The organism is Methylotenera sp. (assembly GCF_013141425.1).
Lineage (GTDB): Bacteria > Pseudomonadota > Gammaproteobacteria > Burkholderiales > Methylophilaceae > Methylotenera.
The window spans coordinates 25,338-32,249 of the sequence record NZ_JABFRA010000130.1; the positions used below are offsets into that span (position 1 = coordinate 25,338).

Annotated in this window: 8 protein-coding genes; 1 reads left to right on the forward strand and 7 read right to left on the reverse strand. The window is 43.0% G+C overall.

Annotated features, from left to right (window positions below; all coding sequences use genetic code 11):
• Position 1 precedes the first annotated feature (1 nt).
• On the reverse strand, positions 2-949 hold the full coding sequence (locus tag HOO90_RS11330; protein ID WP_292843128.1) for an EamA family transporter: 948 nt from the start codon (positions 947-949) through the stop codon (positions 2-4).
• A 96-nt stretch (positions 950-1,045) separates the two neighbouring features.
• Between HOO90_RS11330 and HOO90_RS11335 the strand changes: the two genes are divergently transcribed.
• Positions 1,046-1,477 carry a CBS domain-containing protein gene (locus tag HOO90_RS11335; RefSeq protein WP_292843130.1) on the forward strand — a complete coding sequence of 144 codons (432 nt, stop codon included), beginning with the start codon at positions 1,046-1,048 and terminating at the stop codon, positions 1,475-1,477.
• A 55-nt stretch (positions 1,478-1,532) separates the two neighbouring features.
• Here the strand turns inward: HOO90_RS11335 and yegQ are convergent, their stop codons facing one another.
• From yegQ to aspS, 6 genes are all read right to left on the reverse strand, one after another.
• Positions 1,533-2,879 (reverse strand): tRNA 5-hydroxyuridine modification protein YegQ, encoded by a 1,347-nt coding sequence (yegQ, locus tag HOO90_RS11340; RefSeq protein ID WP_292843132.1) that lies wholly within the window; start codon positions 2,877-2,879, stop codon positions 1,533-1,535.
• 18 nt (positions 2,880-2,897) lie between these two features.
• Positions 2,898-3,317, reverse strand: a complete 420-nt coding sequence (locus HOO90_RS11345) for a secondary thiamine-phosphate synthase enzyme YjbQ (RefSeq protein WP_292843134.1) — start codon at positions 3,315-3,317, stop codon at positions 2,898-2,900.
• Between the two features lie 113 nt (positions 3,318-3,430).
• On the reverse strand, positions 3,431-4,216 hold the full coding sequence (locus HOO90_RS11350; protein WP_292843144.1) for a quinoprotein dehydrogenase-associated SoxYZ-like carrier: 786 nt from the start codon (positions 4,214-4,216) through the stop codon (positions 3,431-3,433).
• 130 nt (positions 4,217-4,346) lie between these two features.
• Entirely contained in the window at positions 4,347-4,742 is a 396-nt protein-coding gene (locus HOO90_RS11355) for a VOC family protein (protein WP_292843136.1), read from the reverse strand.
• A gap of 75 nt (positions 4,743-4,817) precedes the next feature.
• Positions 4,818-5,816, reverse strand: a complete 999-nt coding sequence (locus HOO90_RS11360) for a hypothetical protein (protein WP_292843138.1) — start codon at positions 5,814-5,816, stop codon at positions 4,818-4,820.
• 20 nt (positions 5,817-5,836) lie between these two features.
• Positions 5,837-6,912: aspartate--tRNA ligase (gene aspS, locus HOO90_RS11365; RefSeq protein WP_292843140.1), on the reverse strand; the 1,076-nt coding region annotated here is incomplete at its 5' end.

Genomic DNA, 6,912 nt, shown 5'->3' on the forward strand with positions numbered 1-6,912 from the left:
CTCACTCTTGCCCCTGCGCCGGGTCAATCTCTGTATGTTTCCTAATACTGATTATTGAGATTGTGACTAAAGCAAGTGCGATAAAAATCATACCGATTAATTCATAGCTGTTTGGTACTTCCTCTAATTGAATCCACGCGGCAACAACACCTATCACAGGGGCCAGCATTGACGCCATGCTAGCGACCCCTGCCTGCAAACGCTGCAAGGCATAAAGCCACAATACCCAGGCGAGGCAGCCACTTAAAATGACATTAAAGAGTACGGTAGAAATAAAAACGCCAGTCCATTGTATGGGGGGTGCTGGCAATATAAACGCAATGGCAATTATTGGAATTGACCCGAGCAACATGGGCCAAGCGGTGAGGTTAAGCAAGTCTAGATGTGGTGCACGCTGATGCAACCTTTTAGAAATAATCGCGGAGATTGCCCATGAAATACCCGAAAGTAAGGCTAAGACCATGCTAAAGCCGTCCGATTTAATATGCAAAGGATCAAAAATCAACACCATACCAAATAAGGCTAGCACGACGGCTAACCACTGCCAGCCCTGAACTTTCTCGCCTAACATCGGCCATGCAAAGAGCATCACCCAAAAGGGCATGGTATAGGTCAACACGGCGGTTTTACCTGCGCCACCTTCTACCAGCGCCCAAATAAGCAAGCCGGTAAAACCGCAGGTTTGCAAAATGCCTAAAGTTAACATGGTGGGAAACTCTTTTAGTGCTAATGGTCTTTTTGTGAGCGCAATGAGCACAAACAATACGACTGCACCCAAAAAGGTACGCATCGCAGCAAACTGAAACGGGCTAGCGTACTGCACCGCCAGTTTCATTACCACCCAGTTGTAGCCCCAAATGAGCGTGAGTATAAAAAGTGCAGAGAGCGCTTTGATTACTAGCTTTTTATCTGAAGTATTTTCTGGCTGATTTTCTGGTTTTTTTTGCATGAATTTAAAATTTGATTCAATTTAGTGATTTTGAATATTGCCAACCTCATTATAAGGTGTATATTTTTATGTGGTACTAACTGCGAGGAGATAATAATGAAAACATTACAACAATTACTAAGTGCAAAAAAACATAAAGAAGTGATTTCGATTGCCCCACATCGCCCGGTATTTGATGCGCTAGTGGTTCTTGCCGAGTACAAAATTGGCGCGTTGGTGGTGCTGGATGGTGATCAATTGGTCGGTATTTTCTCTGAACGAGATTACGCACGTGAGATTGTGCTTAAAGGAAAATCTTCAAAAACTACGGCGATTAGCGAAGTGATGACCACGGATGTACTTTCGGTAAAACCGAGCGATACCGTTGAACAAGCGATGGCCATTATGTCAGATAAGCGCATTCGCCATTTACCTGTCCTAGAAAATGGCAAGGTTGTTGGTGTTCTTTCTATTGGCGATTTGGTAAAAGAAACCATCGACTATCAACAACGGCTCATTAAACAATTAGAAGCCTATATTACTGGTTAAATAGAAAGGCCGCACATAAAAGTGTGGCCTTTCTTTATCTTTTTTCTTCAAAAAGTTATAAATATTTGGCCAACATCGCATTGCCTAAATCTTTAGCCGCAATCGGTAAGCGCACATAGTAACCACTACCAGAAGCTTCTTGGATAGGTTCGCCTTTTTTATTGAACATCTGTTCAACAACTAATTCTTGATTGCCTTTCGGGTGGATAATTTGCAGCCGATCGCCCACACCAAACTTATTCCGCGCCTCAATATCTGCCAAACCTTTTTCTGCATCGTAAGCCACAATATCGCCCACATACAAACTGCGGTTTGAGATTGAATAACCTTGTTTATAGTTTTGGTGCTCTGCCGTGTGATGACGTTGGTAAAACCCATCGGTATAGCCACGATTGGCCAAGTTCTCTAAATCACTCACCAGATTCCAATCAAACGGACGACCTGCCACCGCATCATCCACCGCCTTGCGATAATTTTGGCAAGTACGCGCTACGTAATAGCGTGATTTGGTGCGGCCTTCAATTTTAAGTGAATCTACGCCCATTTTCACCAAACGCTCGACGTGCTCGATGGCACGCAAGTCTTTGCTGTTCATAATATATGTGCCGTGTTCATCTTCCAGAATTGGCAACAACTCACCTGGGCGACCTTTTTCTTCAATTAGATAAACATTATCGGCCAAGGGGTGGCGTGGCAAACTGCCACAACCAGAAAGACTAGACTTCTCCATCTCCGCTTTAAAATCAAATTCGTTTAAACGTATCACGCCAGCCGCATCTTCTGATGCGTCATGTACTTTGTAATCCCAGCGACAACTGTTAGTACAAGTGCCTTGATTCGGGTCACGTTGATTGAAGTAACCTGAAAGCAGGCAACGGCCAGAATAAGCAATACATAAAGCGCCATGCACGAACACTTCTAACTCCATGTCTGGGCATTGTTGGCGGATTTCTTCAATTTCATCCAGCGATAATTCACGTGACAAAATCACGCGCGTTAATCCCATGCTTTGCCAGAACTTCACGGTAGCAAAGTTGACGGTATTGGCTTGTACGGAAAGGTGTACTGGCACCTCGGGCCATTTTTCACGCACCATTTGAATTAGCCCTGGGTCAGACATAATCAAGGCATCAGGCTGCATGGCAATTACTGGCGCCATGTCTGCCATATACGTTTTTACTTTGGCATTGTGCGGAGAAATATTGCTCGCTACAAAAAACTTTTTGCCGCGTGCATGCGCTTCTTTAATACCAATTTCAAGATTTGCCATCGTGAAATCGTTATTACGTGCGCGTAAGCTGTAGCGCGGTTGGCCAGCGTACACAGCATCTGCGCCGTAATCATAGGCGGTACGCATACGGTCTAAGTCACCCGCTGGGGCTAATAATTCAGGTAATTTCATAACTTCTCTTAATAAAATTTATTCGCCTATGATTTTAACTAAAACGCGTTTCTTTCTACGCCCATCAAACTCACCGTAAAAAATCTGTTCCCAAGGGCCAAAATCTAAACGACCTTCGGTAATTGCTACCACCACTTCACGTCCCATGATTTGGCGTTTCATATGTGCATCGGCGTTATCTTCACCTGTGTCATTATGCCTATAAAACTGTAGAGGTTCATGCGGGGCAAGCTTTTCTAGCCATTGCGTGTAATCGTGATGCAAGCCACGCTCATCGTCATTAATAAACACACTTGCGGTAATATGCATTGCATTGATTAAAACCAAACCCTCTTTCACGCCGCTTTCGCGCAGGCATTCGTTTACTTGTTCGGTAATGCGAATAAATGCCACGCGGGTAGGTGGGTTAAACCATAATTCCTTACGATAGCTTTTCATTTTGCCTCCAAAAATTGACAGCTCATTCAATTGCGACATTTTAGCATTGCGTCACGAAAACTCATTAATAAAAAAGGCCTCCAAATGGAGGCCTGATTCCAAACTCGCTAAGATTAGCCTTTAACATCAAACTCGTGCACAAAGGATTTACCTTCGTTATCGGTTGCTGTCACTTCTAATTTACCTGCTGCATCAGGCACAAAATTGAATTTAAAGTACGGGTCTTCCGCCGTACCTACACCAACATCTACTGTTAATAACGGCTTGCCGTTATAAGTAAATGCGGCCTTATTAATATAAAACGCTGGCACATAGCCTTGAGACACCAAATCACGTTGCAAGCCAGTACGCATAATATGCTTAATATTAAATGTGGCTGCTGTGGGTGTGCCAAATTTTGTTGGCGCCTCAACGTTTAACTTAATTTTACCTGCCACCGCACGGATTGCAGATTCATCATTCTCAACCATACCACCACAGCCACCCGCTGCGCGAATCTCGCGCTTGGTCATGTAAAGTTTGCCATTGGTATCTTCGCCAACAATATGCACGAACGAATCGGTTTCATAACGAATACGCGTTGCCACCTGAAAATTACCCAATAAATCCGTTAAATGATAAGTTGCCGCCAATTGAATCGGGTTAGCATCCACAATCACATATATCTTTTTAATGACCACGTCTTTTGCGGCATCTTTGTTATAGGCGATAGTAATCGGCACTTGCGCACCGCTTTCCGCGCGTTTTGGGCCATCCACATTTAAAAAATCGACCTCTTGAATATCACGCTTAGCAAAAAATGCTTCTTTTACCACTGGCCAAAGCTTAGGGTCAGCCTCTGCGTGCGCATTGGCTATAAAGGCGAAAGAAAGACTCAGCGCCACTGACAGCTTAGTCATCCATAATTGCGTTAAATTGTTCATGCTCCACGCTCCAAAATTCTATTTAGTTATAAGTACGTGTATGACCAAAGACTTAGACACGTAGTTCGCATTCTAAATGCTTATTTGTAAAGGTCTGTGACGTGAGTCACACAGTCTCATTTTCCATGTAAAAAAATAGCTCAACGCCATTACCAACCGGGTCTTTAAAGTTAATTTGTTTAACATTCAGCACTGGCAAATCGCGAATGGAATAAGCAATGTTATGTGACTTTAAATGTGTTTCTGTTGCGCGCATATCGGTGCAGGTAAATGAAATGTGGTCAATTGTTGTGAGCACATTAGTGAGTGGCGCACCCTCACCGCGATATTCTGCCAAATGCATCACATGCGTATCGCCGATGTACAGCCAAAACCCGCGGCTAGTAAAACCCTCACGCGGCCCAACCTTTAAGCCAACCACATCGCAGTAGAAGTCTTTAAGTTTAAGCATCGTCTCGTAAGGCGTGCGGAGGTTAACGTGGTTTAGTTGGGTGACTGGCATAATTTATTTTTGTGGATTGGTTCGGCGCTTAATGTTAAAGAAGTCATTCCATACATCCAATAATTTACTCAGCTTTTATGTTGCTGTAATTTCCAAACCAATTAAACTAGCCAGTTTTAAGAATTTTTCAATATTCTCACTACCCCATTGATTAGAAAGGGCATATAGCTCACCATTAGGGAATTTAAAAATTTCATTCTCTTCTAAAAAATGTCTATATATGCCCTGACGTTGATATGTATCTTTTGCTTTTTGAATTGGAACAAAAAGCTTATTCATAGAAAAAACCTTCTCTAATTCTTGAATACTCTGAGGTTTATTAAGCTCCACCCATTTACTTACCACAGCAAAAACCAATTTTCTTTTACTGTAACTAGCGCCCTCAAATACATATTGAGTGTAATCTTTTGAGGACTCTCTAGCCACCTTTCTCTCTTCAGATTGTTGTCTTATTTTTATCTGATATGACTCAGCCTCAGGTAGAGGAATAATCTGTTGAACATCGATAAGCGTTTGATTGCCATGCTTGTACGGCACAAGCCTTAAACATTTAATATCCATTCCATAACTGTTGTTCAACCACATCACAGATGTTGTGAATTCTTTAGAAAAATCATTTGATACCAAAACAATTTTTGTATTTATGGCAAAACTGTCTTCTTGTGGCTCATCCCAACTTAAGAACTCTAGAATTTTTTGTTCCGCATTTTCATCAACCAGACCTTTACGGTTTAGATAAACTTGATAAATTTCTACTGTACGCTTAAAGGTAAGTGTTGACACCATCGCCGCATAACGAATAGCTTGGAGCTCCATAAGCTCACCAGTATCCGTTCGTTTTAGCTCGATAACTACCAAGTTGGCATCTTTGTCGATTGCTAATAAATCAATCCGACGTTGACTATCTACCCATTCCGAAAATTCTTCAGAAATAATAATTACGTCGTCTAAGATAACCTCTATTTTCTTAGCTAGTGCGCTTTGTATATGTTGGCGCTCATATATTGCTTCTTTCGTGAAATTTGTCTTTTCTATCGCAGAAAAATTTATTCCATCAAATGAATAGAGTGCCATTTACAAACCTTAAAATATATTTACGCAACTGGGTTTTGTGAACGAACGCGAATATGCAACTCTCTCAATTGCTTCTCATCCACTTCATTCGGCGCATTGGTCATCAAGCACTGTGCGCGTTGCGTTTTAGGGAATGCAATGACATCACGAATAGATTCTGCGCCTGTCATCAATGTCACCAAACGGTCTAAACCAAACGCTAGGCCGCCATGAGGAGGTGCGCCGTATTGCAAGGCGTCTAACAAGAAGCCGAATTTTTCTTGAGCTTCTTCTTTACTGATTTTTAGCGCGTCGAACACTTTAGATTGCACGTCTTGCTTATGGATACGCACTGAACCGCCGCCTACTTCCCAGCCGTTTAACACCATGTCGTATGCTTTTGAAAGTGCAGCACCTGGGTTAGAAACGAGCAAGTCTTCGTGGCCATCTTTTGGTGCGGTGAACGGATGGTGCAAGGCTGCCCAACGGTCATTTTCTTCGTCATGTTCAAACATTGGGAAATCAACTACCCACAATGGCGCCCATGCGCGACCATCGACATGACCTTTATCGTGACCAACTTTAAGGCGTAATGCGCCTAGTGCTTCGTTTACCACTTTTGCCTTATCTGCGCCAAAGAACACGATGTCGCCGTTTTGTGCGCCTGTGCGGTCAATAATCGCTTGTAATGCCGTAGCGTGGATGTTTTTAACGATAGGGCTTTGTAAGCCTTCTTCGTTGAGTTTAGTTACATCGTTAATCTTGATGTACGCCAAGCCTTTAGCGCCGTAGATTTTAACGAACTCTGTGTACGCATCAATCTCACTACGAGCAATTGCCGCACCGCCTGGCACGCGCAATGCCGCTACGCGACCACCTGCCATATTAGCTGCACCTGCAAACACTTTAAAATCTACGTCTTTCATCACGTCTGAAAACTCGGTGATTTCTAGCGTCACGCGCATATCTGGTTTATCTGAGCCGTAACGGGTCATTGCCTCGTGGAATGACATACGTGGGAATGCGGCTGGCAAATCTACGTTTTGCACTTTTTTCAGCATTTGACGAATCATCTCTTCAACAATGTCCATGATTTGATTTTCAGTCATAAACGATG

What these genes read in the sequence shown, in the direction of transcription:
- HOO90_RS11330 (WP_292843128.1), bottom strand. Translation starts at nt 949, where the DNA reads ATGCAAAAAAAACCAGAAAATCAGCCAGAAAATACTTCAGATAAAAAG.
- HOO90_RS11335 (WP_292843130.1), top strand. Translation starts at nt 1,046, where the DNA reads ATGAAAACATTACAACAATTACTAAGTGCAAAAAAACATAAAGAAGTG.
- yegQ (WP_292843132.1), bottom strand. Translation starts at nt 2,879, where the DNA reads ATGAAATTACCTGAATTATTAGCCCCAGCGGGTGACTTAGACCGTATG.
- HOO90_RS11345 (WP_292843134.1), bottom strand. Translation starts at nt 3,317, where the DNA reads ATGAAAAGCTATCGTAAGGAATTATGGTTTAACCCACCTACCCGCGTG.
- HOO90_RS11350 (WP_292843144.1), bottom strand. Translation starts at nt 4,216, where the DNA reads ATGACTAAGCTGTCAGTGGCGCTGAGTCTTTCTTTCGCCTTTATAGCC.
- HOO90_RS11355 (WP_292843136.1), bottom strand. Translation starts at nt 4,742, where the DNA reads ATGCCAGTCACCCAACTAAACCACGTTAACCTCCGCACGCCTTACGAG.
- HOO90_RS11360 (WP_292843138.1), bottom strand. Translation starts at nt 5,816, where the DNA reads ATGGCACTCTATTCATTTGATGGAATAAATTTTTCTGCGATAGAAAAG.